This is a genomic window from Sinorhizobium sp. BJ1, from assembly GCF_002531555.1.
Lineage (GTDB): Bacteria > Pseudomonadota > Alphaproteobacteria > Rhizobiales > Rhizobiaceae > Sinorhizobium > Sinorhizobium fredii_B.
The window spans coordinates 22662-48559 of the sequence record NZ_NWTH01000008.1 but is presented as its reverse complement, the minus strand read 5'-3'; the positions used below and the strand labels follow the sequence as shown (position 1 = coordinate 48559).

Here is a 25898-nt window from a genome sequence, read left to right as displayed (position 1 = left end):
TCCCCGCCTCACCTTATCGGTCGCGACCTTGCTTGTGAACGGCGTCCAGCTAAGGCATTGTGCAAATATGCGCTTGTTGATTTCTTTCGCTTTTTGGTTGTTTTTCGCCCGGCTCGCGTGTGCCGCGCCGGTGTTCTTCCCGGCCGTTTCCCGCGATGCGGCCGCCCCCGTTCTCGTCGTCTATTCCTCGCTCGACGAGCCCTTGGCGCGACCGATGATCGTCGGCTTCCAGAAGGCCAATCCGGAAGTCGCGGTGCGCTACGAAGATATGCTGACCGGCGAGATCTACGATCGGATCGTCCAGGAGACCGATGCCGGTCAGAAGACGGCCGATTTTGCCTTTTCTTCCGCCATGGACCTGCAGGTGAAGCTCAGCAACGACGGTTATGCCCAGCGCAGCGACCTGCCGATGAGCAGCCGCTGGCCGGCATGGGCGAACTGGCGCAACACGGCCTATGCCTTGACCTTCGAGCCGGCGGTGTTCGTTTATCACAAGCCGAGTTTCGCGACGGAACGGCCGCCGGCGACGCGCGCCGAATTTGTCGAGTACCTGAAGCGCGAGGGAAGCGATGTCTTCGGCCGCATCGGCACCTATGATATCGAGCGCTCGGGCGTCGGCTTCCTCTTCATGGCCCGCGACCAGGAACAATTCGGCGACATCTGGAGCGTCATCCAGGCAATGGGTGCCGCAGGCGTCAAGCTCTATTCGACCAGCCAGGCGATTCTCGAGCGGGTTGCGGACGGACGCTTCGTGCTCGGCTACAATATTCTGGGCTCCTACGCCGCCGACTGGGCCTCGCGGCATCCCGATGTCGGCATCGTGCTGCCGAAGGACTATACCGTGGTGATGTCGCGAATCGGCCTCGTGCCGCAGGCGGCCGCCTCTCCCGATCTTGGTCGCCGCTACCTCGAATTCTTCATGTCGAAGGAAGGCCAGACGATCATGGCGCGTGAACTGCAGATCCCGGCCGTCAGCCCGGAGGTCGCCGGCGAGAACACGGCCAATACCATGCAGGAGATGCTTGGCGGGCAATTGAAGCCGGTGCCGGTCAGTCCCGGACTGATGGTCTATCTCGACCAGGTGAAACGCGCCCGGCTGATCGCCCGCTGGAACGAGATGCTCAGACTCCAGTGAATATTCCCGGAGCCGAAACAAACCGTTTACGAGCTAGCGGGTTGATGTCAGGTTAATGTCAGCTTTCTATGTTGGTTTAGGGCCGCTGGCAACCCGTGGAGGCGGAATGCCAGCAGCGCATCGGGAGGAAATCACCAATCCGGTCGGAGGTTGCCGCTTCTAGGTCAGCCGCCCGTTTCTCCCGTTCGCGAAAACAATCACCGCGCGGACGAACCGCGCCTACGGAGGACCGACCTTGAAACACTTCTTCCTCGCATCCATTCTCGCCGGCGCGCTGGCGCTTCCGGCCTATGCCGCCGACTACACGATCATCGCGCCGGCCAATCCCGGCGGCGGCTGGGACCAGACCGCTCGTTCGCTGCAGACCGTCATGCAGCAGGAAGGCATTTCCGGCAATGTGCAGGTGCAGAACGTGCCCGGCGCCGGCGGCACGATCGGCCTGGCGCAGTTCGCCAGCCAGCAGAAGGGGAACCCGAATGCGCTGCTCGTCGGCGGCTATGTCATGGTCGGCGCCATCCTCACCAACAATTCGCCGGTCACCCTCAACGACGTCACGCCGATCGCGCGCCTGACGGGCGAATACGAGGCGATCGTCGTTCCGGCCGCTTCCGAGATCAAGACGATGGCCGACCTCGTCGAAGCCCTGAAGAAGGACCCGGGCGCCGTTTCCTGGGGTGGCGGCTCGGCAGGCGGCACCGACCACATCGCCGTCGGCCTCATTGCCAAGGCCGCTGGCGTCGATCCGACCAAGATCAACTACATCGCCTATTCCGGCGGCGGTGAGGCGCTTGCTGCGATCCTCGGCAGCCAGGTGACGGCCGGCATATCCGGCTACGGCGAATTCGAGTCGCAGATCAAGGCCGGCACACTCCGACTGATCGCGGTCTCGAGCGCCGAGCGCCTTCCGGGTATCGACGCTCCGACGCTGAAGGAATCCGGCCTCGACGTCGTCGTCGAGAACTGGCGCATGGTCGCCGCCGCTCCGGGCCTCACCGACGAGCAGAAGGCTGCCGTTTCGGCGGACGTCGAGAAGCTCGCCAAGTCTGCCGGCTGGCAGGAGGTGCTGAAGACCAAGGGCTGGCAGGACACCTACCTCGCCGGGGACGCCTTCAAGGAACAGCTCGCCAAGGACGTTTCGGCAACCGAAGCGGTCCTCAAGGACATCGGACTGGTCAAATGAACAAGGGAGACAACCCTTCCGTCGAAACGCGCCGCCCTGATCGGGCGGCGCTGATCATCGCCGTCGTGCTGGCTGCGATTGCCGGCGTGATCTTCTGGGATGTTTCTCGCCTTACGGGGCTCGCCGGCTACTCGCAGGTGGGCCCTACCACCGTGCCTTACGCGATCGCCTGCTGTCTTATCGTGCTTGCCATCTGGACGGCTGTCGAGGGGCTGAGGGGTGACTTCGTCGAGCGTGAGCCGCAGCAGCTCGGGCCGGTCGCCTGGGTCGTCGGCGGGCTTGCAGCGCAGATGCTGCTGCTCAATACGCTCGGCTTCTCGATTGCGACCGGCATCCTCTTCGCCCTGACGGCGCGCGGCTTCGGGAAGCGGCAACTCTGGCTGACAATTCCCTTCGGGATCGTCGCCAGTTTCCTTGTGTGGACGATATTCGCCAAGCTCCTGCAACTGTCGCTGCCGGCAGGACCGCTTGAACGCCTGCTCTTCTAGAAAGGCAGACACTTATGGGTACTCTTGACTTCCTTTTGCAGGGGCTGCTGGTTGCTGCCCAACCGATGAACCTGCTCTATGCGTTGATCGGCGTCACACTCGGCACGGCTGTCGGCGTCCTGCCGGGCATCGGTCCCGCCCTGACGGTCGCGCTCCTGTTGCCTGTGACGTACCAGCTCGATCCTGGCGGATCGCTGATCATGTTCGCCGGCATCTACTACGGCGGGATGTATGGCGGTTCGACGACATCGATCCTGCTCAACACGCCCGGTGAAAGCTCCTCGATCGTCACCGCCCTCGAAGGCAACAAGATGGCGCGCGCCGGCCGTGGCGGCCCCGCATTGGCAACGGCGGCGATCGGCTCGTTCGTCGCTGGTCTCATTGCAACCCTGGGGCTCGCCTTCATCGCTCCCTATATCGTCAAGCTGGCACTCGTCTTCGGTCCGCGCGAGTATTTCGCCTTGATGGTGCTCGCCTTCGTCACCGTTTCCTCCGCTTTCGGCGACTCGACGCTGCGCGGCCTGACCTCGCTCTTTATCGGCCTGACGCTCGCCTGCATCGGCATCGACCAGCTGACCGGCCAGGCGCGGCTTTCCTTCGGGGTTCCGGATTTGCTCGACGGCATCGAGGTGACGACGCTCGCCGTTGCCATGTTCGCGATCGGCGAGACGCTCTACATCGCCGCGCAGGGGGACAAGGGCCCCGACAAGGTCGAGGCCGTTCGCGGCTCGGTCTGGATGAGCGCCACGGATTGGGCGCGTTCCTGGAAGGCATGGCTGCGCGGCACCTTCATCGGCTTCCCGATCGGCGCGATGCCGGCCGGCGGCGCCGAGATCGGCACCTTTCTCTCCTATGCGACCGAGAAGCGCCTGAGCAAACATCCGGAGGAGTTCGGCAATGGCGCGATCGAAGGCGTCGCCGGTCCGGAAGCCGCAAACAACGCGTCTGCGGCCGGCACGCTTGTGCCGCTCCTGACCCTCGGCCTGCCAACCTCGGCGACGGCGGCCATCATGCTTGCCGGTTTCCAGCAATATGGTCTTCAGCCCGGGCCGCTGCTCTTCGCGACCAATCCGCAGCTCGTCTGGGGCCTGATCGCCAGCCTGCTGATCGCCAACTTCATGCTGCTCGTCCTCAACCTGCCGCTGGTCGGCCTGTGGGTGAAGCTGCTGACGATCCCGAAGCCCTGGCTTTATGCCGGCATTCTCCTGTTCGCGACGCTCGGCACCATCGGCGCCAATCCCTCGGTCTTCGAACTTGGCATGCTGCTAGCCTTCGGCCTGCTCGGCTACATTATGCGGGTCTTCGGCTACCCGATCGCGCCGGTCGTCGTCGGCCTGATCCTCGGGCCGCTCGCCGAACAGCAGTTGCGCCGGGCGCTTTCGATCAGCCAGGGCGACATTACCGTGCTCTTCACCTCGCCGATCGCGGCGGTGCTGCTGGTGATCGCGACCTTGGCCTTTGTCGTGCCACTGATCTTGAGGGCCCGCGGTCGCGGCGAAGTTCTCGCTCAGCTTGCTGCCAGCGAAGACTGATCCCTTCCGCCTCCCAAGGCGCTTCGAGGAGCGGGACGAGGAGGGGCAGCCGCGCCCCGCTCAACACCAGGCCCGGTTGGCAGACCGCCAACCGGGCCTGCTTTCGTTGCATGGCTGGGGTGAGGTTTTGTGCATTGCAAAACAGCCCCGCCGGGCCCATCTTTTGCTCATCGAATTGAGAAAGAAAGTGAGCAAAGACAATGACTAGCAAGAACCGCATGGGCTTCATCGGCCGCGCCTTCGCCGTGCTCGGCGCAGCGAGCGCCGCAGCAGCTGCAGTCGAAGGTCACCGCCGCCCGAACGCCCGCGACCTCCACACCCTCGGCATCAATCCTGCCAACTTCCCGGATACCCGCCGCAGCTGATGCGGCGCCGCACAATTCGCTCTGGCGACTGAATATCTTGGTGGGCGTTAAAACCGCGCCCGCACGGTGGCGCGAATGGTCCGCCCAGGGGACGGGAGCCCCTCGGCCATGTCTATCTCGGTGTCGAATAGATTCAGCACTTGCGCTCCGAACTCCAGGTGACCGCTCGCCGATTTCCAACTGATTGCCGCGTCAGTTGTCTTGTAGGCCTCCAGTTCTGGTGCAACGGGATTGTCATCCTCGTCGTAGTACTGCGAGCCGACCCTTGGACCGACAAACGTCTCTGCGACAGTCACCGCTACGCGAGAGGGGTGCACGTAAGTCAGGCCGACCTGGGCCACGTAATCCGGTACGAGCGGCACCCTGTAGTCGGAATTCCAAAAGGGCGTGTTGTCTTTAGTCTCGTTCAGCGTTAGCGAGCCAAAGACCCCCAGGCCATCGCCGACCCAATAATTCGCGCTGAAATTCAACCGCTCGATCTCACCATCCGATGTAATAAAGGTCGTCATCAGATCCTCGGGTTCGAGAGTGAGGCCATTGAACCGCTGATGCTGGTATTCGACAGCCGTAAAAAAGCGCTCGCTCCACTCCGCATCCCAGCGAACGGCTGCCGTGCGCGTTTGTCCGCTCGAATAGAGAGACAGTTGAAGCGGGGCCAGGCCAACCGTCGTCACAGGTGATAGGGTGTGGTTGGTTAGGAACTGGGTGTCCTGCCGGTAGTAGCCCCGAAGCCAGTGCCCCTCGATGGGGGACCACGCGACGCCTACGCGCGGGTCGACTGGTCCCCAAATCCCGGTTTCGCCGTCGAACCGGGTGACGTACGCCCCGCCTTGGAACTGAAGATCCTGGGATACTTCCAGCATGCCGTCGAGATAGACGCGGGTCGCGTTGCTTTCTCCGGCAAATTCACTAAGATCTTCGACGCCACCCGAGCTCAAATTGGTCGCTGTCTGAGAGATCCAGAACTGAGAGTGCGCAGCCTCTGCACCGTAGCGAACGGTGAGTGGACCGATACCGAATAGATGACTTGCACCGTACGCAATGTCGTCATCTTCGTTCCTTTCGTTGATCCGGTAGACTATCCCGGCGTCAAAATCTGTTACCCGGAACTGTCTCCGAGTATCGACATCGCTCGTTACAGCGAAGGCTTGGATGACATTCCGGTCAGAGATGGTGTGGCTCCATGCACCGCCAATTGTATTGTCACGAATTCCGACGTCGTTGAATGGAGCCGGGTTCCATATTTGACCAGGATAACCGATCTCTTGCCGGAGATTGTTTCCAAACAGGAAGACACTATCGGCGAGGGTGGGTCGAAGACCGAGCTCAAAGAGGGCACCGTCGAAGTCGTCGGCATCGTTTTCGCGCTCGAACTCCGGGCGCGATATTTGGCCCTGTATGTAATAGCTCAGGGGAATGCCACTGTAGCTCGTGCCTTGAAGAAGGAAATCACTGCTCCAGCCAGGACCCGCACCACTGTCGAGGAGCGCGGACCCGATCGCGGCTTCAAAGAAGCTTCTCCGTTCGAGCGAATTGCGCTTACCCTCCGAAGCGACCGCCAGCGGATCAAAAAGAAGGCCTTGCATCTGCAAGGAAGTCGACGTTGCACCGAATGGGAACCGATCCAAGCCAGAAAGCGGTTCTCCGACGAAGGGGCTGAGCTGTCCGCTTGCCGCCTGGTCAATGTAGCTCGTTGATTTGAACGGATCGAAGGAGCGATCCGCGTAATACTGGCCCCATTCGCGCAGTCCGATATTTTCGAGGGTGACCCCAAGAAAGGATGCGGCCTGCCGGTTTGCGTCATAGCCGCTGTAGTACCCTCCGCGCGCCTGCCGGCGCCGAAGCGCCTCGCGGGCCTCGACGATCGCTTCGTCGGCGCGGTACTGGTCAATGGCTATGCCGGAGCGGATCAACGGGATTGACGGATTGTCCGGATCAAACCTGTCGGCATTATCGAGGGCCTGGGCCGCCTCCTCCTTCGCCCCCAGTTGATAACTGCCGATCGCCAGACCGATCAGGCTATCGCCGTAAGTCGGGTTCACAGCAGACGCTTCGAGCAGCGTCTTCTCGCCTTGCTCAGTCTTTCCGATCCGCAAGAGATATCGGCCCTTGGCCGCGAGGACCGCATAGGAATGAGGATCCAGCGCTTCCGCCTTGTCGATCTCCGCCTTTGCCGCCGCCAACTGGTCATTGTCCATCAGGAAGCGCGCATAGTTTGCGTGCAGGACGGCATTTTCCGGGTTCAACGCGATGGCCCGTCGATGCGCCGCGTCCGCTTCGACGATCGCGTTGCGGTCACTCTGCGTGATTCCCAGTTCATTCCAGACGGCATCATTGCCCGGCGCCACCTCCGCGGCGCGTTCCAGGTCGACGAGCGCGCCATCAAGGTCGCTCGAGACCGACGTACGGAAGCGAGCGCTGGTCAGGAGATAGGCGGGTTCATCCGGATCAATCGCTTTGGCGCGGGCAAGCGCCTCCCTTACTTCATCGCGGCGGTCGAGCTCAAAAGCGAGGTCTGCGCGCATCGCAGGCAACCGTGCATCATCAGGAAAACGGCGCTCGGCCGCTCTCAATATCTCGATCGCTTCGGCCGGACCAAGTGCGTGGGAAGCCGCCGCGGCCCGCATCAATGCCGCGGTGGGATCGTCGGCATAGGCGCCCTCTGCCGGCGGCGGGATTTGGCGATCGGGATTGGCCAAGGCCTCGGCGAACCAGCGACCGTAGATTGCCGATGCCTTACGATCTCGGGGTAGTGCGGGCAAGGCTGCGGCGAATAGCCGGCTCGCGTCGCCATAGCGCTGCTCCAGTCCGGCGATCATCGCTTCGACGAGCTTGGCCCGCGCTTCGAGATGAGTCGACAGGGGTCGCCGCAGTTCGCTCAGCGCCTGCTGGGCCGCTGCCCTGCCGTCATGCGTCAGCGCCGCTTCCGCGAGCGCGAGCCAGTCCTCATCGCTGCGTTGGACCCGCGGCTTGGCAAGGATGCGCTTGCGTTCGGCACGAGTCTCGGGGCCACCCAATCCGCTTGCCGGCAAGCCTGCGAAAACACCGCGCAGTTCCGAATAAAGCAGGACCTGCTCGCGCTCCTTGAGATTCACGAGTATATATTTGCGCGGCGCCTGGCCAATGGATGCAACCGCGCCCTCCCCCTGATTGACTGTCACGGAACCCTGGGCGTTCTTGAGTTCCACGCTGCCTTCCAGCACCGAGAGCGTGGTATCTCCATTGCCGCTTACGTTGAGCGTCCAGTCGGTCCCGCGGATTGCTGCGGCGGCCGAGGGCGTATCGACAGTGAGGCCGCTGCCGCCGCGCTTGGCCCGCGCCCAAACGACACCGGACGTGAGTTCAAGCTCGCTGCCGGAGTCCTCGCCAATCGTCTTGACGAGAAGCGTCGTATTGCGCCCCATGCGCATCTGGGTGTCGTCGGAAAAGAGCAGTGCAAGGCTGCCGGACGCATTCGTCCGCAGAATATCGCCTGCAAGCAGGTCCTGACTGACCTCCACGCTACGCCAGCCTTCGATGTCGATGAAGCGAATCTCCTCGCCGGACTTGCGGGAAATGACGGATCCCTCGGCGGACGTTGCGCGCGGCAATACCTCAGCCGCAGTTGGCAGCCCGCTTGCCAGCACCGCAAGTGCTGCAACCCACAGTCTCAACTTGTGCATCGGTAAACTATATGATGAATCCCCGCCTCTAAATGTTGGGGGAATGGGCTGATTGTCAACGGCTCGGTGAGTTGAGACTTCGAGAAACACAACCAATTTCGGGCACAAGTCTCCATCGGACCACCGGCGCTCAATACTTGGAGGCACCGGAACGCCGAGGGAGCAAGCCGCAATTGCGGAGCTTGACCCGCAGCACACCCGTGCCATCCTGCTCTGATGATCAATGCTGTGCTTCTGGATCTTGCCGGCGTCATCTACGACGGCGAGAAGGCCGTGCCCGGCGCGGCAGAGGCCGTCGCCCGTCTGCGGGCGGCCGGGCTCCCCATCCGCTTCGTCAGCAACACGACTCGTTCGAGCAAGCCAACGATCCTTGCCCGGCTCGCGAAACTGAGGCTTTCCGTGGAGGGGAACGAACTCTTCACGCCGGCCGAGGCCGCCTGCGACTGGCTTCGCGAGCACGGTCGAGCGGCGCATCTCCTCGTCCATCCCGATCTCGTTTCCGAGTTCCAGGATTTGCCGGCTGACGGCGGCATGGCGGTCGTCGTGGGCGACGCCGGCGATGCCTTCGATTATCCGGCGCTGAACGCGGCCTTCCGGAAGCTGGTCGACGGCGCCGAACTGCTGGCGCTTGCGCCGAACCGCAGCTTCAAGGATGCCGATGGGAAGTTGAGCCTCGATGCCGGAGCCTTCGTCGCGGCGTTGGAATTCGCCAGCCAGAGACAAGCAATCGTCCTCGGCAAGCCGGCGCCCGGCTTCTTTCACTCTGCTCTCGCAACCGTACCTTGCACGGCCGCGGAAGCCGTCATGGTCGGGGACGACGCGGAAACGGATGTTGCCGGTGCGCTAAGCGCCGGTCTGGGTCAGGCCCTGCTGGTGCGCACGGGAAAATACACGGAGGGGGATGAAGCGCGATTTGCGCCGTCGCCGACCGCAACGGTTGGCGACATCGTGGCAGCCGTCGAGTGGATTCTCGCGAGGCGGAGCGGCGCCACATAAAAAAGCATGGCGTCGACCTAGGGTCGACGCCATGTGAGGCTTGGGAGTAATCAGGCTACCTTGGAAACCTGCGTCGGAACGCTGGAAATCGTCTTCAGCACCTGGGACGCGATCTGGTAGGGGTCGCCCTGGGAGTTCGGGCGGCGATCTTCGAGGTAACCCTTGTAGCCGTTGTTGACGAAGCTGTGCGGAACGCGGATCGATGCGCCGCGGTCGGCAACGCCATAGCTGAACTTGTTCCACGGCGCCGTCTCATGCTTGCCGGTCAGGCGCATGTGGTTGTCCGGGCCGTAGACATCGATGTGGTCCTGCAGGTTCTTCTCGAAGGCAGCCATCAGCGCTTCGAAATAGTCCTTGCCGCCGACTTCACGCATGTAAGCGGTCGAGAAGTTGCAGTGCATGCCGGAGCCGTTCCAGTCCGTGTCGCCGAGCGGCTTGCAGTGGAACTCAATGTCGATGCCGTATTTTTCCGTCAGGCGCTGCAAGAGGTAGCGTGCCATCCAGACTTCATCGGCAGCCTTCTTGGAGCCCTTGCCGAAAACCTGGAATTCCCACTGACCCTTGGCCACTTCGGCATTGATGCCTTCATGGTTGATGCCGGCAGCCAGGCAGATGTCGAGGTGCTCCTCAACGATCTTGCGGGCGACATCACCGACATTCGAATAGCCGACGCCGGTGTAGTACGGGCCCTGCGGCGCCGGGTAGCCCGTTTCCGGGAAGCCGAGCGGGCGGCCGTTCTTGTAGAAGAAGTATTCCTGCTCGAAGCCGAACCAGGCGCCTTCGTCATCGAGGATCGTGGCGCGCGTGTTCGACGGATGCGGCGTCTTGCCGTCCGGCATCATGACCTCGCACATGACCAGCACGCCGTTGGTGCGGACCGGATCCGGATAAACCGCCACTGGCTTCAGCACGCAATCGGAGCTGCGGCCTTCGGCCTGATTCGTCGAGCTGCCGTCGAAGCCCCAGAGCGGAAGCTGCTCGAGCGTCGGGAACGCGTCGAAGTCCTTGATCTGCGTCTTGCCGCGGAGATTTGGTACGGGCGTGTAGCCATCGAGCCAGATGTACTCGAGCTTATACTTGGTCATTAGCGAATCTCTCTAACGTGGTGCTGCGAGGTTTGAGCAATTCCTGGTGCGGACTCGCACGGCAAACGTGCTCGACCACCAGGGATCGACTCCCCTCAAGCATTAAGCGTGCCAACTCGACGATCGGTAAGACTCTTTTTTCGGTCGGCAGAGATTCGGACGGGATTGCGAGGGACCGGCCGCAGGGGTAGTGGCGGGCGGCAAATTTCCGCTTGAGGCGCCGGTGTCTTGCCACCCCGTTGATTTTGCTGGATATCCCGCGCCCTCCTTGGGACCGGCCCTCCGGCGTCCGCATAGGGCGGCACGGGAGCAAACGCCGCAAAATGCGTCAGTTGCGCGCAGCTGCCTAAAAAATCGCACCGAGCACTCTCCCTCGAATGCAACCGGGCAAGAGTGCTTGCGATTCCGGCAGGCAATTGAACGAATTTTCGGCAATTCGCGTAAATGATGTGCAATTTCTGCCGCGGCGTACTATCTTTCTCGACAGAACTGACTGGAGACCAGAGCATGGCCACGAGTTTTCACGGCAAGACCGCGACGATCTTACAGTTCCCGACACGCATATCCCGGAAGGCCGAGGATCGCCATTTTGAGGCACAACGGAAGGCGGAGCTCGCTTCGTCGGACGTGTGCGCGGCTGCCATTGACGGCTGCTGGTACCACGAGGAAGCGGTTCGCGAGGAAACCAGCACCAAGCACTGAGCCGCGAGCTATTGTCATCGGCGCCCGCCGGCCGCGGTGTAGCCTAGTCACGCCGTAGGAAATGCAGGTTGCCGGCGAGGTCGGAAACGACGAGTTGCCTTTCGTCCCAGACGAGCACCGAAACCGGCCGTATCAGGCCATCGAGAATGGTGCTTCTGTTCTTCGTGGCCGCATTGATCCTCAGCAGTCGGCCACTGCCTTTTGCGAAGCCTTGCTTCTGATCGTAGGTCCCGTGCTCGAGCACGAGCATTGCTCCATCGCCCGCAAAGGCAATCGCCACCGGCGCATTGAGGCCGTCAGCCTCAAGCCGCGCTTCGGACGCGCCTCCGGTTGAGATCGAAACGACCTTCCCTGCCCCGGCAAGGAAGGGAAATCCGCCGAAGAGCGTGACATAGAGGCGTCCCTTATAGAGAGCGATGCCGGTTGGCACCGCATCGACCTCGTAGTCGCTGCCCGCCTCGAATTCCGTCGGCGAAAGGCGCTGCAGCGTATCTGCCGCCTGTGGCAATCGCCGGAAACTGATGAGCGTTTTCTTTCGTCCATCGGGCTCAACATGCTCAACGCTGTTGCGCGCCGCGTCGACGACATAGAAGCCCTGGTCGGCGGCGACGAAATCGAACGGGTTCCAGAAATCATTGCTGATGACCCGCGTCCTGCCCGCGGCATCGATCGCGACCAGGCTGTGGTCAAGCCGATCTTCATCGGCATCGGTCGGCTTCCACCCTTGGGCGACGATGAGCTCGCTATCGACACGCGCGGCACGGTACGGCCCAGTCGGGTCGCCGATCACGTCCGGCCCGTGGGGAAAGACGGGACCGAAAGCGACCAGTCCCCCGTTTTCGTCGCGGCGATATAGGCGACCACCCGCGAGATCGGTAACGAGCAGGCTCGCGCCATCACGCGCAAGGCCGGCAAATGCGGCACCGGGGACATGGACCGTCTTGAGCCGGTAGCCCGCCGTCGCCACGAGTTCGGCACCGGCACTCCCCGCCAGAAGCAGGACCGCGGCGGCGGCGATCAAGGCGAGGAGCGGACGCATCGGAAACCGCCATTCGCTGCGAAACGGAAGTCGGGATCATAGGCGAGCCGGTAGGTGGTCGACGTGTGGCGCGCGTCGCTATTCCACGACCCGCCGCGTAGCACGCGATGGTGCCGCACGGCGGTGGCAGATGCTCCCGTGTAAGGCGCATAAACGTCGCTGGTCCATTCCCAGACATTGCCTATAAGGTTGAGCACGCCGTCCGGGCTGGCGCCGCTGGCGAAGGCATCTGCCGGTGCCGTCATCGGATAGCCATCTCGGTCGTCACCGGAGCAGCAGACTTCGGCGCCGATGTTGGCCCGCGCCTCGTCGCGGTTCGGAGTGCCCCAAGGTAAAGCATTGCCGTCGACGCCCCGCGCCGCCCTCTCATATTGCTGCTCCGACGGCAACGCGAGGCCGTAGTGGCGGCAGAAGGCATCCGCATCGCTCCAGCTGACGCCGACGACCGGGCGGTCGGCGAGCCCGAGGATCGGATGGTCGGCATAGAAAGCGCGCCGGTGACCGGTCGCCGCGACGAAGGCTCCGTATTGCCGATTGGTTATTTCGGTGCGGTTGATCGCGAAGGCTCTGCCCTCGACCACACGGCGCGGGCGTTCGTTTTCCGGGCCGTCGTCGCTGCCGAAGACGAAGGGGCCGGCCGGAATTTCGACGAGGGGATTCCCGGCGATCGGTTCGTGACCAGTAGCGAGCGCGCCGGATGCCATGACGAAAGCGATTGCCGCTACCCCTGTTTGATAGCAGCGAAAACGACGTATCCGGCCACACCCCCCTCTGCCCTGCCGGGCATCTCTCCGACAAAGGGGGAGATTCGCAACAGGCACCACCGGTGCGTCACTTGCAACTCTCGCCGCATGACTGGCGCGGTGGGGGAGAGGAGCCCGGGGGGCCGCCTCAGGCCGATCTCCCCCCTTGTGGGGGAAATGCCCGGCAGGGCAGAGGGGGGTACGGGCGCCCGCCCTGTGCCCATCCACATCCAGCATCTCAACGATTAGACGGGAAATCGACACGTCGCTCCGTCTCCGCATCGAACAGGAACATGCGGTCTGTCTCGATCTTGACGCCGACGCGCTGGTCGATCTGGCCGGCGAAGTTCTTGTCGGCACGCAAGGTCATGAGCCGGCCGCCGAGCTGCAGGCTGACAAGGGTGTTCTCGCCGGTGAGTTCCACCGAGTAGATCGGCGCGACAAGGTTGACGTCCGGATTCTCCGCCGGAGTCACATGGACGTCTTCGGGGCGTATTCCGAGCACGGCACGCGGAATGCTGACGCGCCCCGCCCCGCCGACCCGCAAGCCGTCGTTGGCAAAGACTCCGTCCTTCACCTCGCCGGGAATGAGATTCATCGCCGGCGAGCCTATGAAGCCGGCGACGAAAAGGGTGCGCGGATCGTTATAGATTTCCCGCGGCGTTCCAAGCTGCTCGATCACGCCCCTGTTCATCACCGCGACACGATGGGCGAGCGTCATCGCCTCGATCTGGTCATGGGTCACGTAGATCGTCGTCACCTGCAACTCGTGCTGCAGATGCTTCAGTTCGGCGCGCATCTGGGTTCTGAGCTTGGCGTCGAGATTGGAGAGCGGCTCGTCCATCAGAAAGACGCGCGGAGTGCGGACGATGGCGCGCGCCAGCGCCACGCGCTGGCGCTGTCCGCCCGACAGTTCCTTCGGCAGGCGCTTGAGCATCGTATCGAGCTCGACCCGTCGCGCCACCTCGGTGATGCGGCGCGCGTATTCCTCCGGCGGCACTTTGCGGATCTTCAGCGGGTAGCCGATATTGTCTTCGACACTCATGTGCGGATAGAGCGCATAGGACTGAAAGACCATCGCGACGTCGCGATACTTCGGCAGCACGTCGTTGATGCGATCGGCGTCGATGTAAATATCGCCGGATGTCGCCTCCTCGAGACCGGCGACCATCCGCATCGTCGTCGTCTTGCCGCAGCCCGATGGGCCGAGCAGGACCAGAAATTCCTTGTCGCGGATCTCGAGATTGAAATCGTGGACGGCGACGAACTCGCCGAACTTTTTTGTCACATTGTCGAACCGGACGGACGCCATGGCCCTCAACCCTTGACCGCGCCCAGGGAGAGCCCCCGGACGAGGTGCTTCTGGACGATGAAGGCAAAGATGACGATCGGCACGCAGGCCATGAATCCGGCGGCGCTGATCTCCCCCCAGTAGGTGCTGTATTGCGTCACCCGCCCGGCAATCCCGATCGGCAGCGTCTGCGATTGCTCGGTCAGCGTGATGACGAGCGATAGCAGGAATTCGTTCCACGAGATAATCAGGCAGAATATGGCAGTCGCCGCGAGCCCGGGGCGAGCGAGCGGCAGCGCTACGTGCAGGAAAGCGCCCCAGCGCGTGTCGCCGTCGACGATCGCCGCCTCTTCCAGCTCGACCGGGAGATCCTGGAAATAGCTTTTCATCATCCAGGTCGCAAACGGCAGGTTGAAGGCGGTATAGGCGATGATGAGCGCCGACTTCGTGTTGAGCATGTCGAAATAGTTGAAGAACAGGTAGAGCGGGATGATGCTGACGATCGGCGGCATCATCCGCGTCGAAAGAATCCAGAACGAGATCTGCTTGCGCCACTGCCAGGGGTAGCTGAAGCGCGCCAGCGCATAACCGGCCATGGTGCCGAAGGTCACGGAGATGGCGGTCGTGCCGACGGCGACGAGGAAGCTGTTCAGCGCATAGCGCAGGAAGGGGCGCTGGATGAAGGCTTCGTCGTAATGCTTCAGCGTCGGGTTGCGCGGTACCCATTCCGGCGGCACGGCGAAAATGTCGATGTCGAACTTGAAGGAGTTGGCCGCGATCCAGTAGACGGGAAAGAGGGTCGCGACCAGCGCGACGAGGATCGCCAGGTAGGCGGCAAGACGGAGTAGGGTCTCTCGGGTGCGGCTGCGTGTCCTGATCGTCGCCATCGTCTCACTCCGCCAGACGCATGCGTTTCATGAACCAGGTGCTGAGCAGGATCGTGACGAACAGCACGAAGAGCGATATCGCCGCCGCATAGCCGGGATCGGCGAAGCGATAGGCGACCTGGTAGATATAGAGGCTCAGGACCTTGGTCCGGTCTGCCGGGCCTCCGCCTGTCAGGATGAAGACGAGGTCGAAAAGGCGCAGCGCATCCATGACGCGCAGGAGCAGCGCAATGGCGATCACCGGCTTCAGGAAGGGCAGCGTCAGGTCCCAGAATTGCCGCCAGGACGAGGCGCCGTCGAGTGCTGCCGCCTCGTAGGGCTCGACCGGCAGGCTTGCCAGGCCCGCCAGCATCAGCAGGAAGATGAACGGCGTCCACTGCCAGACATCGGCGACGATGATCGAGAACATGGCAAGGTTCACGTCGCCGGCCCAGGCCTGGAGGGGAAGGCCGAGCTGGAACATGATCTCGTTCAGGACGCCGAATTGCGGCTCGTAGATGAGCTTCCAGGTGATTGCGACGGCGATCGGCGGCAGCATCATCGGGATCATCAGCACCGTCTTCAGGAAGCTGAGCCGCCGGATGAACCTGTCGAGGAGAAGCGCCAGGCCGAGGCCGAGAAGGAATTCGAGCGCCACCGCGACGATCGTGAACACCAAGGTGTTGCGGAGCGCCACGTGGAATTGCGGGTCGGAAAGCAGCCGGGCGAAATTGCCGATGCCGACGAATTCCCAGGGCAGGTCGGGATTGGGGCTGATCCGGTGCACCGCCGCATAGAACATGTAGACACTGGGAAAGATCGTCAGGGCCAGCAGGATGAGCACGGTCGGCGCGAGCATCAGATAGCGCAGATGACGCTCCCTCCAACGCTCCAGACCCCCTCCCGGTCGGAGCGACTTGGCGAACGTGCCCTTGTCAGCCCTCAACATCGGCCCTCCCCTGACACCTTCCGTACCTATTTCAGCTCCGGCCGCACCGCAGAAAATTTCACCGATCACATGAGCGGGGCGGAGCCCCGCTCATGTCGACAATTGCCTATTTTAGACCGGTTATCTGCTCGACTGCGGCCTGCGAACTCTTCAGCGCCTCCTCCGGCGAGATCGTCCCGGCGACCGCCTTCGAAAGCTCGATGCCGAAGGCATTCTCGATCTCCGGCCACTTCGGATGGCGCGGGCGCGGCGTCGACGCCTGGATCGCCTCCATGAGCACCGGATAGTGGCGGAACTGCTCCTGCTTGGTCAGTTCCGCATCGGTGAAGACCGAGGTCCGAACCGGCGGATTGCCGCGTTCGGCTGAGATCTTGATCTGCTCGGCCGTGGTCGCCCACATCATGAAGTCGAAGGCTTCCTGCTTGTTCTTGGACGCCGCCATGATCCCCATCGTCCAGTGACCGATCTCCGAGCTACCCGGCTGCGTGCCGGCGGGAATCGGGCTGTAGGAAATCTTGCCGACCATCTTCGACTGGCTCGGGTCTTCGAAGGTCGCTACCCAGTTCGGCCAGTTGATCGACGACGCTGCGGTGCCGGCGGCAAGGGCGGTGCCGACCTCGTTGGCATTATAGCTCTCGACGCCCTTCGGCGACACGTCGCGCAAGGCCATGAACGTCTTCATCGCGGCGGCGCCCTCGGGCGTGTCGATCGTCACCTTGGTGCGGTCCGCGTTGAACATGTCGGCACCGTAGGACCAGAAGATCGGCATGAAGTCGGCAACGACCGGGTTACCCTGGCCGCCGCGGAAGACATAGCCGAAATAGCGCCCGCCGCCCTGCTCGGTCAGAGCCTTGGCGGCCTTCAGCACGTCGTCCCAGGTCTTCGGGGACTCGACGCCGGCTTCCTTGAACTTGGCCGCGTCATAGAAGAACATCTGGGCGTTGCCCACATAAGGCAGGCACACATAAGGCCCCGAGTTATAGGGGTTGCGACAGATCGCCAGCGACTTCGACAGGAAGTCGTTGTCCGGCCCTTCCACCCCGGCGGCCTTGAAGTAAGGCGTCAGGTCCTCGAGGTGACCGTTTTCCGCAAAGAACGGTATCCACGGATCGTCCATCAGGATGATGTCGAATACGCCGGACTTGGTTGCCCCGGCATTCGCACCCTGTTCGAAAACGTTGGCATAGGGCGCCTGCACCGTCTCCACTTTCGTGTTTTTCAGCTTCGCGTAGTCGGCCGCCGCGGCCCTGAGACCGTCGCCTTCACTGCCGGAAGGCACGAGAATCGTGATATCGGCCCAGGCAGACGCACTGATCGCGAGCGCAGAGGCCGCGACAGCCAGGGCCAGACAGAATTTGCGCACCATTGAACACCTCCCAATCCGAGCTCTTCACGAGACCACCTCATGGGGTCCCGATCGATCCGGCTTGGCGGAGAGGCTGTTGCAACGTTCATGAAATCCGGCCCACAACGGGTCCGGCTGTCATCGGGCTTCTCCACAAGCCGACGTTGCTCCCGACGCAAATCTACCACATTGCGCGCAATTAAGAGAGGGTCGTATTAGCTACCGCTTTTGTTGCAGCTTGCCAGCCTTGCGTTCGGCGGAAGAGGCGGACTATCCCATCACATAGCGAATGGTTTTGGATATCCGGGCGAGAACGGGAGGCCTCGAAGAGGCGACAAGCTTCCACGACAGCACCGCCTGCGCCATGCGCTGCGGCAGGACCCCCACCGACAGGAACCAGGCCGCCAGCATGGCTCGGCGGCGCAGCGAGACGTTCATTTCCATGCTGGCCGCGGCGCCGGCCGCAGCCAGCGAAAGCCTCGAATCCTCCGCCACCGGATGTCGCTCACGGTCCACGCAGAGCGAAGCCAGACGTTCCTCGATATGCGTCGGATCGCGCAGATTGGCGTCCGGGGGCACCTCCAGCCCAACCTCCTCGGCCTGGTGCGCAAGGGCTTGCAGCCGGTGAAAATCGTGTTCGACGCGCCATCTGGCCCTCTGGCCAAGCTTCTCGGCGAAAATCGAATGGTTGTTACCGTGCATGCGGTAGGCACCGAGGCAAGTCTCGATCGACTTCACCTTCCCGTAAAGCGGTGCCAGGGTGACCAGATAGCCGTCTGCTCCCTGTCGGAATTCGTGCTCCGGCACCGGCATGACGCTCTCCAGCGCCGAACGGGCAAAAGCCAGCCCGCTGGTGACCGTGGTCTGGTAGCGCGCCCGGCGCAACAGGTGCGGGGTGACATCGCCAGAGTCGAACGGCACTTCGGGCGGCGGGAATACGTCATTGACGTGCTCACACTGGTCGACGATATGCAATCTGAATTGCATCTGGGCAGTATCGTCATCCCACTGAGCGACGATTTCGGACACAGCGTTCGGGTAGAGGTAATCGTCCGCATCGAGGAACAGGACAATCGCGCCGCGACTTGCCGCAAAACCGGCGTTGAACGCTGCACCGTGACCGCCATTCGCCTTTTTCATGCACGGCTTAATCCGAGGTCCATAGGAAGCGAGAACTTCGGCGGAATGATCGGTCGAAGCGTCGTCGACGACGATCACCTCCACGTTACCGTAGCTTTGGTCGAGTGCGCTATCGATCGCCCGGCTCACGAATTGCGCATAGTTATAGTTCGCAATGATGATGGAGACCGGAAGACGGTCTTGGATGGAATGCATCGCATTGAACCTCGCAGATCTGCTTTGGTCGCGGCGAACCTTCTCATTCAGGTCCTTGGGGAGATGCCCGTTCTGGAGTGCAGCCAATCTGGATGCGACAGAGCATTGGCCTGAAGCATTGGCCAACGGGCGGCGAAGATCGTCCTTGATCTAAGTTCGAGGGTCGTCAGTTTTGTGGCAATTGAATGACCTTCAAAGCCGGACGCCATGTCCGACTGCTGCGCGGACGCCTGAATCCGGGCGGCCCTTCGAAGAATCTTCAAGTGAAATGATCCGGATGGTGCTGCCGAAGAGCCTCGACATCGGGGATGACCGCGCCGAGGTGGCGCATCATCGCCGCCGAGGCACGGTCCACGTCATGTGCCGCTATCGCGTCGCGGATCGCCACGTGTTCGTCCACGACGGTTGTCATGCGACCGGGTACAGGCAGTGTCAGCCGGCGGGCGCGGTCAATCTGCAGCTTGACCGTTTTGACAAGGGTCCAGATGCCGGGATAGCCGGCGATCGCGGAAATGGCCCCGTGGAACGCCTCGTCCTCTTCGTAAAAACGTGAAGCCTCGCCCAGGGCTGCATGGGCGCGCTGGCGGGCGATGATCCTATCGAGACGGTCGAGATCCTCAGCCGTGGCTATTTGCGCCGCACGTTCGACGGTCGTGCGCTCCAGCGATTTGCGAATGACGACGGCCTCGGGAATGGCCGAGAGCGGAATTGGCGAGACGAAGGTGCCCGATTGCGGGAAGATCTCGACGAGGCCCATTTCCGCGAGCCGCAGAAGCGCCTCGCGCACCGGCGTCCGGCTGACGCCGAATTCCTCCGCAATGCGCTTTTCCTGCAGCGGCATTCCCGGCTTCAACTCAAGGGACACGATGGCCGCATGGAGCCGCTGATAAATGACGGCCGCCGTCGTCACCCGGCGCAGCCTAATCTCATTCGACCGATCGGAATCCTGATGCCGCAACCCGCACCCGCCGCATTTGACACGATTTAGCATACTAGTATATCAATTTGCCCGTGCTGCCAATCGGACGCGGGGAGGAAGAGCACCATGCGGCTTTCACGACGGACGCTCGACCGCCTGCCGCAAGGCGTAAAAAAGCCTGACTACGATCCGGCGCGTGTGACCATTGGCATTGTGCATCTCGGTATCGGCGCCTTTCACCGCGCCCACCAGGCGGTCTTCACCGAGACGATCCTTGCGAGGGATCCCTCCTGGGGCATCTCAGGCGTCTCGCTCCGCAGCCCCGATACGCGTGATGCTCTTCAGCCGCAGGACGGACTCTACACCCTCAAGATTCAGGACGGCGAAAGCGAACAGCTGCAGGTGATCGGCAGCGTCGTTGAGCTGCTGTTCGCACCGGAGGATCCTGAAGCCGTTCTAAGCCGGATGGCCGATCCCGCTACGCGCGTCGTTTCGCTGACGATCACCGAGAAGGGCTATTGTCACAACCCAGCGACCGGCACACTGGACGAAACGCATCCCGACATCGTCCATGATCTTGAGGACCCGCGGCAGCCGCGCTCGGCGATCGGCTTCATCGTCGAGGCGCTTGCCAGGAGGGCAACGGCCGGCGTCGCTCCGTTCACCCTGCTTTCCTGCGACAATCTCCCATCCAACGGCCAAGTGTTGAATCGTGTGGTGACGCGCTTCGCGGAACTGCGGGACCCGGCTCTTGGCAAGCTGGCGCGAAGCGTCGCTTCGCCTTCCACCATGGTCGATCGGATCGTGCCGGCGACCACTGACAGCGACCGGGACACCATCGCGACGGCGCTTGGGCTCGAGGACGCCTGGCCCATCATGACCGAGCCATTCCGGCAATGGGTGATCGAGGACGATTTCACGCTCGGCCGCCCGGCTTGGGAAAAGGCGGGAGCCGTCTTCGTAGACGACGTCGCCCTGTTCGAGATGATGAAGCTTCGGCTGCTCAACGGCAGCCATTCGACGCTCGCCTATCTCGGCTATCTGGCCGGTGCGGAGACGGTGGCCGAAGCCATGGCGCTTCCCGGGATGGAGCCGCTCATCGAGGGGCTGATGCGTGAGGAAGCCACGCCGACCCTGCCGCCCCTTCAGGGTTTCGACCTCGCCGCCTACCGCAGCGACCTCCTCCGGCGGTTCCGCAATCCAAAGCTCAGGCACCGGACCTGGCAGATCGCCATGGACGGCTCGCAAAAGCTGCCGCAACGCCTTCTCGGCACGATCCGCGACCGCTCGATGGCAGGCGCCGGTTACGAGCGGCTGGCGCTCGGCGTCGCCGCCTGGATGCGGTACGCGCGAGGGCTGGACGAGGCGGGCAATCCGATCGACGTCCGCGATCCGCATGCGGCGCGCATCGCCGGACTCGTCCGGGACATCGCCGAACCGGAGCAGATCGTCGACGCCTATCTGACGATGCGGGACGTGTTCGATGCCGATCTGGCGACCAGCGCTCCACTCCGCCTCGCACTCGTCAAGGCTTTGACGCGGCTCTTCGAAGAAGGCTCGGCGGCGATACTCCGCGCGTACGCGCGGTAGCGAAGCAAGAGGGGCCTCACGACGGTCGCGCGGTCGGAAATCCAGTCTTCACCCCGGTCTGCACCGGCCGCGGGTGCTAAGTCCCTCCCCCTTGTGGCGACGAGTTGGGGAGGGGCGAACTTTGGGGTCGGCGCCGGCTTGCTTCGTCGGCTGTAAGCGCCGTCTCGCGGGTGCCGGAGACGATGATCTCCAGCACCTCGTGCTCGTCGGTGTTCCTGATATAACGGTCGCCGACATATTCGCCGCGCTTCAGCACCATGACCCGGTCGCCGACGGCGAAGATGTCGACGAGTCGGTGCGAGATGATGATCTGGGCAACGCCTTGCCTCTTCAACTCGAGCATCGTCTCGAGCAATCGTTCGGTCGCCATCACCGAAAGGTTGGCGGTTGGTTCGTCGAGGATAACGACGCGCGGCTCGAACGAGATGGCGCGGGCGATCGCCACGGACTGCTGGCGCCCGCCCGAGAGGCTTTCGACCTTTTGGTAGACCGAGTTCACGTCGACCTTGAGCCGCTTCAGCACCCGATCGGCCTCCGCATACATCGCCCGCCGGTCGACGAAGGGGCCTTTCAGCGGCCAGCGGCCGAGGAAGATGTTCTGGCCGACATCCATGTTTCCGCAGAGCGCGAAGTCCTGGTAGATCATCTCGATGCCGGCGTCGCGGCTCTCATGCGGGCTCTTGAACTGCACCGGCCGTCCGGCAACGAGGATCTCGCCCGTATCGCGCTGATAGGCGCCCGTCAGGATTTTCATGAGCGTCGACTTGCCGGCCGAGTTGTCGCCGACGAGGCCGAGAATTTCGCCGGGATAGAGGACGAGGTCGACCTTGCGCAGCGCCTGTACGGCGCCGAAGGCCTTTTCGATCCCGCGCATTTCGACGATCGGCGGCGGCGATTGCGTATCAACCATGGCTGCCCGCTCCTGTTGTCGCCCGCCTCGCCAAGCGCGCACGCAACGTTCCGAGGATGTTGGCCTGGCGCACCCATATGTCGATCAGCACGGCGACGATCAGGATGACGCCGATGAAGACGTTAATCCAATGCTGCGGCATGGTGAATCCCTGGACGTTGAGTTGCAGCAGCGCCCGGATCAGGGTGATCACGGCCGCTCCGGCGAGCGCGCCGATCATGGTCCCGTGGCCGCCGAAGATCGACCCGCCGCCGATGATCACCGAGGCGATGGCGTCGAGTTCCCGGAACTGGCCGGCAACCGGGTTGAAGCTGCGGAAATAGGCGACGTTGATGAGCCCGGCCATGGTCGCGCAGAGCGCCGCCAGCATCAGCGAGAGGAAGCGTATGCGGCTGGTGTTGATGCCGGCATAGGCCGCCGCCCGGAGGTTGCCGCCGGTGGCGCAGACCTTGAGTCCGAACGGCGTATAGGCGAGCACGATGCCGGCGACCACGGCGACGAAGAACATCCACACTGTCTGGACGCTGACGACCTCGGTGACAGTGCGGACGATACCTGGCGGCAGCAAGACGCCGAAATAAAGGAGGACGTCGCTCAGCTTGCGGCCGATGAGATTGTAGGCTTCGGTCCAGCCGGTCAATTGCTGCCCGGCAACGAACCAGGCTGCCAAGCCGCGGGCGATGTAGAACATGCCGAGGGTGGCGATGAAGGAGGGCAATTTGAACCCGACGGTCACGGTGGCGTTGACGAGCCCCGCGACCATGCCGGCGACGAGGCCCATTGCGATCGCCGTCATCGGATCCGCGCCCATCACTTTCAAGAAATATGCCGCCGTGCTGCCGGCAAGCGCGAGTACCGCACCGACCGAGAGATCGATGTCTCCGGCCGCGATCACGTAGGTAAGCCCGATCGTGATCAGCGCCAGCTCCGTATAGTTCAGCAGGATGGCGAATGTATTGGAGAGGTTCCACCAATAGTCCGGCCGAAGCACAAGTCCCGTCAGCCACAGAACGGCGGCCAGAATGATGGCGAGCGCATCGCGCCGGGCCAGGAATTTGCCTAACCCCGTGGTCGACAGCGCCATGTCCGCCGCCATCGCTCCCTTGGTCTGGACGCCCTCGAGGGCAACGCCACCCATTTCCATGGCCGCAGGCGGCGGCCGCCTGCGCAGCCAGGCCCAGAAGCGGCCCAGCACCTGCCGGCGAATGAGATAGGGTTCGATGAGCACGGCGACGACGAGGAGAAGGCCGAGGAAGACCAGGACTGCGCCTGCCGGCAGCGTATAGCGGGCGCCGACCGCAATGCTCTCGCCGTCAATGACGACGGTGCGCGTGATCGGCCAGCCCTCGCGCAGCACCTTGTCGATGAGCACGACCAGTCCCGCGCCAAGGCAGGATCCGACGACCCGGCCGCGGCCGCCGAGGATCGAGGCGCCGCCGATGATGACCGAGGCGATCACGGTGAGTTCCCAGCTGACGCCGTAGAGCGGGGTCACCCCCTTGTCCTGGGCGGCCGCCAGGAGCGCGGCGACAGTCGCCGAGAGCGAAGAGATTAGATAGGCGCGGATACGCACCCAGTTCGCCGGGATTCCGGCATAGACCGCCGCCTGTTCGTTGCCGCCGGTAGCGAAGGTCTCATAGCCCCATCGCGTCTTGGCAAGCACGATCGCCCCGGCCACAGCGGCGATCGCGAAAATGGCGATCTGGTTGTTGAAGCCGAGGACATTCGTCTCCCCGAGGTGATAGAAAGACGGGTATTCCCTGGCCTTGCCCGAATAGTAGATCGCCTGGCCATGCGTCAACGCCAGCACGAATCCGCGGCCGATGAACAACATTGTCAGCGTGGCGATGAAGGCGGGGACTTTCAGGATCGTGACGAGCACGCCGTTGAGGAGGCCGATTGCAGCGCCGAGCAACAGGCAGAGGATGATGGTGGCGGCGATGCCTAAATCGAGAAAGCTCGGCGCGAAAAGCCGCGCGAAAACGACCGCGATCAGCCCGTAGGTGGAGCCGACGGAGAGATCAAGATCCTTGTTGACAATGACGAAGGTCATACCGACAGCGATGATCCCGACGCGGGAAGTGTCGCGAAGCAGCGCGTGGAGGCCCTCGGTCGAACCGAAAAAGGTCGGGTTGACGACTGCTCCGGCCAGGTACAGCAGCGCAATGAAAACGAGGAGCCCGCCCTCCCAGCTGCCGGCGAGTTGGGAGGGAGCCCGGCCGAGCGATGCCGCCATGGTCGGTGTCAACGTGGTCGGTGTCATGTGGACGTCTTCCGCTTGCTAATCGCACGATGAGTCCGATCGGTTCGTGGCGGAAGCGGACGCCCTACCCCCTCTGGCCTGCCGGCCATCTCCCCCACACGGGGGGAGAATGCGTGTGGCGACGCCCAATGCCCGACACGCTCTGCGTCGCCAAACCTTTCTGTGGGGGCGATGAGCATGCCGCGAATCCTCAGTGCCGGCAGGCCAGAGGGGGCAGAGCTGGTCGCCATCATCGCTCTCGCTGCATTTCGGCCTTCAGTTCTCGAACCGTTTGCCGACCTTGGCGACGTTCTCCTTCGTCACAAGCTGGGCGCGCGTGTCGAGGTTGGCGGCCGAGATGCCGCGGTCGATCTGCAGGTAGAGCTGCATGACCGGCCAGAAGCCCTGCAGGAAAGGTTGTTGGCCGAGCGAGCCGGTCAGGTTGCCGGCGGCGATACCTTCCTGCTGTGCCGGGCCGAGGTCGAAGCCGAAGGCGCAGAACTTGCCCGTCCAGCCCATCTGCTCCACCGCCTTGACGAGCGGCGGCGTGAAGACGTTGTTGGCCGTGAACGCGCCGACCACGTCGCCGCGCGATTCGAAGAGCGTCACCAGCGCGCTGACCGGATCGTTCGGGTTGGTGTCGATGCCGACATTCTCAGGCCCGGCATCGACCTTGAAGGCTTCGAGCTTGCCGGCGTCCTTCAGCGTCTTGACGATCGCATTGAAGGCGGCGGTGACGCGGTTGTTCACCTCGATGTTGCCCATGGCGGTCGATGACGGCAGCAGGATCGAGCCGCTGGTCTTCCCGCTGTCGAGCACGCATTTGGCGAGCGCCTCGCCGCCGATAGCCGCTGCCGAGGCATCCTGGCCGGTATGGCTGATGCCGCTGCGGTTGAGTATCGTCTCATCAAAGGAGTTCGTCGTGGCAACCGGTATGCCGGCCGCTTCGGCCGCCTTGACGATGTCGTTGTAGGCGCCGACCTGCGGCGTCGTCATGATGATGCCGTCGATTTTCGGATCGCGGACGATCTGGTTGAGGATCTCTATTTCGCGCGCCGGGTCGTCCACCGGCGATTCCGAGCCGAGCAGCAGGATCTCGGCGCCGATCATGTTGCCGGCAACCTTCGCCCCGACATAGACCGGATCGAAGAAACCGTTGCCGGCCGTGTGGGTCACGATCGCGAAGGTCAGATGACCGTCGGCGGAATGGAAGTCTTTAGTTTCCGGGGCTTCCTTGGCGGCGTCTTCGAAATTGTAGCCGCCGACGGCTTTTTCGACGCTTCCCGATTGCGCAAATGCAGATGTGACGCCAACTGATAACGCCGCGGCGGAGACCGCGGAGAGCAAAATTCGCCTCATGGCTTTCCTCCCTCGGATCACGCCAGTGCTGGTCTTGACAACCGGAGCCTGCGTGATCGCTTCCCAATGGCTAGAGTGGGATACGGGTGAAAAACCGCGTACACTTTGCCCCCTCCCGCTCTCAGTATCAGCGGGCGAAAGCGGTTCGAGCGCAGTCGTCGAGAG

At 62.9% G+C, this 25898-nt stretch carries 21 protein-coding genes; 8 read left to right on the top strand and 13 right to left on the bottom strand.

Going from position 1 to position 25898, the window contains the following annotated elements; genetic code table 11:
* Nucleotides 1–67: 67 nt before the first annotated feature.
* The 5 genes from CO676_RS13470 (at nucleotide 68) to CO676_RS13445 (ending at nucleotide 4700) form a co-directional block, all read left to right on the top strand.
* Nucleotides 68–1135: an ABC transporter substrate-binding protein gene (locus CO676_RS13470; protein WP_097521415.1), complete on the top strand. Its 1068-nt coding sequence runs from the start codon at nucleotides 68–70 to the stop codon at nucleotides 1133–1135.
* 235 nt (nucleotides 1136–1370) lie between these two features.
* On the top strand, nucleotides 1371–2315 hold the full coding sequence (locus CO676_RS13465) for a tripartite tricarboxylate transporter substrate binding protein (RefSeq protein ID WP_014762302.1): 945 nt from the start codon (nucleotides 1371–1373) through the stop codon (nucleotides 2313–2315).
* Entirely contained in the window at nucleotides 2312–2803 is a 492-nt protein-coding gene (locus tag CO676_RS13460; RefSeq protein ID WP_014762303.1) for a tripartite tricarboxylate transporter TctB family protein, read from the top strand. Before CO676_RS13465 ends, CO676_RS13460 begins: the two co-directional genes overlap by 4 nt.
* Before the next feature lie 14 nt (nucleotides 2804–2817).
* Nucleotides 2818–4335, top strand: a complete 1518-nt coding sequence (locus CO676_RS13455; protein ID WP_014762304.1) for a tripartite tricarboxylate transporter permease — start codon at nucleotides 2818–2820, stop codon at nucleotides 4333–4335.
* A gap of 200 nt (nucleotides 4336–4535) precedes the next feature.
* Nucleotides 4536–4700 carry a hypothetical protein gene (locus CO676_RS13445; RefSeq protein ID WP_097521414.1) on the top strand — a complete coding sequence of 55 codons (165 nt, stop codon included), beginning with the start codon at nucleotides 4536–4538 and terminating at the stop codon, nucleotides 4698–4700.
* A 47-nt stretch (nucleotides 4701–4747) separates the two neighbouring features.
* Here CO676_RS13445 and CO676_RS13440 read toward each other — a convergent pair whose 3' ends face one another.
* A complete protein-coding gene (locus CO676_RS13440; protein WP_245424317.1) occupies nucleotides 4748–8452 on the bottom strand; it encodes a FecR domain-containing protein in 3705 nt (1234 codons plus the stop codon).
* A 126-nt stretch (nucleotides 8453–8578) separates the two neighbouring features.
* Here CO676_RS13440 and CO676_RS13435 point away from each other — a divergent pair, with 126 nt between their 5' ends.
* Nucleotides 8579–9358 carry a TIGR01458 family HAD-type hydrolase gene (locus CO676_RS13435; RefSeq protein ID WP_097521413.1) on the top strand — a complete coding sequence of 260 codons (780 nt, stop codon included), beginning with the start codon at nucleotides 8579–8581 and terminating at the stop codon, nucleotides 9356–9358.
* Between the two features lie 50 nt (nucleotides 9359–9408).
* Here the strand turns inward: CO676_RS13435 and CO676_RS13430 are convergent, their stop codons facing one another.
* A complete protein-coding gene (locus tag CO676_RS13430) occupies nucleotides 9409–10443 on the bottom strand; it encodes a glutamine synthetase beta-grasp domain-containing protein (protein WP_014762308.1) in 1035 nt (344 codons plus the stop codon).
* Between the two features lie 507 nt (nucleotides 10444–10950).
* Here CO676_RS13430 and CO676_RS13425 point away from each other — a divergent pair.
* Nucleotides 10951–11145, top strand: coding sequence for a DUF2735 domain-containing protein (locus CO676_RS13425; protein WP_014762309.1), 195 nt, complete (start codon nucleotides 10951–10953; stop codon nucleotides 11143–11145).
* A 43-nt stretch (nucleotides 11146–11188) separates the two neighbouring features.
* Here the strand turns inward: CO676_RS13425 and CO676_RS13420 are convergent, their stop codons facing one another.
* The 8 genes from CO676_RS13420 to CO676_RS13380 form a co-directional block, all read right to left on the bottom strand.
* Entirely contained in the window at nucleotides 11189–12184 is a 996-nt protein-coding gene (locus CO676_RS13420) for a ScyD/ScyE family protein (RefSeq protein WP_097521411.1), read from the bottom strand.
* Nucleotides 12163–12888 carry an SUMF1/EgtB/PvdO family nonheme iron enzyme gene (locus CO676_RS13415; RefSeq protein WP_041413983.1) on the bottom strand — a complete coding sequence of 242 codons (726 nt, stop codon included), beginning with the start codon at nucleotides 12886–12888 and terminating at the stop codon, nucleotides 12163–12165. The genes CO676_RS13420 and CO676_RS13415 overlap by 22 nt, the downstream gene beginning before the upstream one ends.
* A 277-nt stretch (nucleotides 12889–13165) precedes the next feature.
* Nucleotides 13166–14239: a sn-glycerol-3-phosphate ABC transporter ATP-binding protein UgpC gene (gene ugpC, locus CO676_RS13405; RefSeq protein ID WP_097521409.1), complete on the bottom strand. Its 1074-nt coding sequence runs from the start codon at nucleotides 14237–14239 to the stop codon at nucleotides 13166–13168.
* A 5-nt stretch (nucleotides 14240–14244) separates the two neighbouring features.
* Nucleotides 14245–15105 carry a carbohydrate ABC transporter permease gene (locus CO676_RS13400; protein WP_014762313.1) on the bottom strand — a complete coding sequence of 287 codons (861 nt, stop codon included), beginning with the start codon at nucleotides 15103–15105 and terminating at the stop codon, nucleotides 14245–14247.
* 4 nt (nucleotides 15106–15109) lie between these two features.
* Nucleotides 15110–16033: a sugar ABC transporter permease gene (locus tag CO676_RS13395; RefSeq protein ID WP_014762314.1), complete on the bottom strand. Its 924-nt coding sequence runs from the start codon at nucleotides 16031–16033 to the stop codon at nucleotides 15110–15112.
* Between the two features lie 106 nt (nucleotides 16034–16139).
* Complete coding sequence (locus tag CO676_RS13390; protein ID WP_097521408.1) at nucleotides 16140–17399, bottom strand: ABC transporter substrate-binding protein; 1260 nt, start codon at nucleotides 17397–17399, stop codon at nucleotides 16140–16142.
* Between the two features lie 249 nt (nucleotides 17400–17648).
* The gene (locus tag CO676_RS13385) at nucleotides 17649–18713 is read right to left on the bottom strand and encodes a glycosyltransferase family A protein (protein ID WP_097521407.1); all 1065 of its coding nucleotides are present in this window, start codon (nucleotides 18711–18713) and stop codon (nucleotides 17649–17651) included.
* A 259-nt stretch (nucleotides 18714–18972) separates the two neighbouring features.
* A complete protein-coding gene (locus tag CO676_RS13380) occupies nucleotides 18973–19704 on the bottom strand; it encodes a GntR family transcriptional regulator (RefSeq protein ID WP_245424310.1) in 732 nt (243 codons plus the stop codon).
* 54 nt (nucleotides 19705–19758) lie between these two features.
* Between CO676_RS13380 and CO676_RS13375 the strand changes: the two genes are divergently transcribed.
* Nucleotides 19759–21222 (top strand): mannitol dehydrogenase family protein, encoded by a 1464-nt coding sequence (locus tag CO676_RS13375; RefSeq protein WP_097521405.1) that lies wholly within the window; start codon nucleotides 19759–19761, stop codon nucleotides 21220–21222.
* A gap of 76 nt (nucleotides 21223–21298) precedes the next feature.
* On the opposite strand, the gene CO676_RS13370 is transcribed toward CO676_RS13375, so the two are convergent.
* The 3 genes from CO676_RS13370 to CO676_RS13360 all read right to left on the bottom strand — a co-directional run bounded on the left by CO676_RS13370 (nucleotide 21299) and on the right by CO676_RS13360 (nucleotide 25733).
* Complete coding sequence (locus CO676_RS13370; protein WP_097521404.1) at nucleotides 21299–22132, bottom strand: ATP-binding cassette domain-containing protein; 834 nt, start codon at nucleotides 22130–22132, stop codon at nucleotides 21299–21301.
* On the bottom strand, nucleotides 22125–24395 hold the full coding sequence (locus tag CO676_RS13365; RefSeq protein ID WP_179875483.1) for an ABC transporter permease: 2271 nt from the start codon (nucleotides 24393–24395) through the stop codon (nucleotides 22125–22127). The genes CO676_RS13370 and CO676_RS13365 overlap by 8 nt, the downstream gene beginning before the upstream one ends.
* Before the next feature lie 255 nt (nucleotides 24396–24650).
* Nucleotides 24651–25733 (bottom strand): substrate-binding domain-containing protein, encoded by a 1083-nt coding sequence (locus CO676_RS13360; protein WP_097521403.1) that lies wholly within the window; start codon nucleotides 25731–25733, stop codon nucleotides 24651–24653.
* Nucleotides 25734–25898: the final 165 nt, after the last annotated feature.